At 41.3% G+C, this 1,005-nt stretch carries 2 protein-coding genes and 1 pseudogene; 2 read left to right on the forward strand and 1 reads right to left on the reverse strand.

The window, feature by feature from the left end; all coding sequences use genetic code 11:
* Positions 1 to 493 (forward strand): IS91 family transposase (locus A142_RS11340; RefSeq protein WP_019825886.1); only part of this gene is annotated, 493 nt, incomplete at its 5' end.
* 254 nt (positions 494 to 747) lie between these two features.
* Positions 748 to 855 carry a type II toxin-antitoxin system YafQ family toxin gene (locus tag A142_RS11350; RefSeq protein ID WP_019825890.1) on the forward strand — a complete coding sequence of 36 codons (108 nt, stop codon included), beginning with the start codon at positions 748 to 750 and terminating at the stop codon, positions 853 to 855.
* 74 nt (positions 856 to 929) lie between these two features.
* On the opposite strand, the pseudogene A142_RS25415 reads toward A142_RS11350, so the two are convergent.
* A pseudogene (locus A142_RS25415) lies at positions 930 to 1,005 on the reverse strand (recombinase family protein); the annotation flags it as partial.

The following is a 1,005-nucleotide window of genomic DNA, read 5'->3' on the forward strand; positions in this document are numbered from 1 at the left end:
TGTGCACTTTGCAAAGAAAACCCAGCATCCTAAAGCCACAATAAACTACTTAGGTCGTTACCTTAAACGTCCGCCAATTGCTGGCGCGAAATTGGCTCATTATCGTGGTGAAGCCAACCTATCGTTTCGATACCTCGACCATCACACAGGCAAATATGAAATAGAGGAAGTTAGCCAAATTGAGTTGATCAAACGTCTCGTCCAGCACATCCCAGAGAAAAACTTTCGCATGATCCGTTACTTTGGCTTTTTGGCCAATCGTGTGGTCGGAAATCAGTTATCTAAAGTACGTGAAGCTCTAGGTATGGAGAGTCATCCACCGCGTACGCCAGTCCTTCGATATGGTCAGATGATAAAGTCCTTTTTGAAAGTGGATCCTTTTGAATGCATTCTGTGCGGTGGCCGAATGAGATTTGCGGCTTTCCATGCTGGCGTAGGTCGAAAAAACATTATCAATGAGGCTTTAAGCCGGCGTGGGGAGGGGCTTGCATAGGGAAGATCTATCCAAAATCCGGAATTTGGACCATTTCAATGAAATATTCCAGCCTAAATACGTGTTATATGGATTTTTGGAGAAATTTTTACGGCAAATTGACCATCTCAATATTCAAAAACTCCCATTAGAAACTTTGAAATCGCTAAACATTAATGATTTTAACGCTGTACTACTTATCAACGTTTCACCAGAAGAATATCTAAACGCTGTCAGCGTGGTTTTCGGTGACCAGCAAGATTAGGAAGCCGCACATGGAGTGTCATATTCAGCCAGATTTTTTACTTATCTGGGATGTGGATTGGGATAAACAAGAGTTGATATTAGTTCGTTGTGGTTCTCACTCAGAACTCTTTGGATAAAATTAATCAACTCCACGCAGATAAATTTTATACGAACTAATATTTACTCAGCTCTTCCAGTTGATGCTAGCTCTTCAACCTAATACTTTATACACAGTTGTCCGACTACCCCCTAACTCTTTACTGATTGCATGCTTGTTCATTCCTTGT

Source organism: Vibrio splendidus 12E03, assembly GCF_000272105.2.
Classification (GTDB): domain Bacteria; phylum Pseudomonadota; class Gammaproteobacteria; order Enterobacterales; family Vibrionaceae; genus Vibrio; species Vibrio splendidus_I.

What these genes read in the sequence shown, in the direction of transcription:
- A142_RS11350 (WP_019825890.1), top strand. Translation starts at nt 748, where the DNA reads ATGGAGTGTCATATTCAGCCAGATTTTTTACTTATCTGGGATGTGGAT.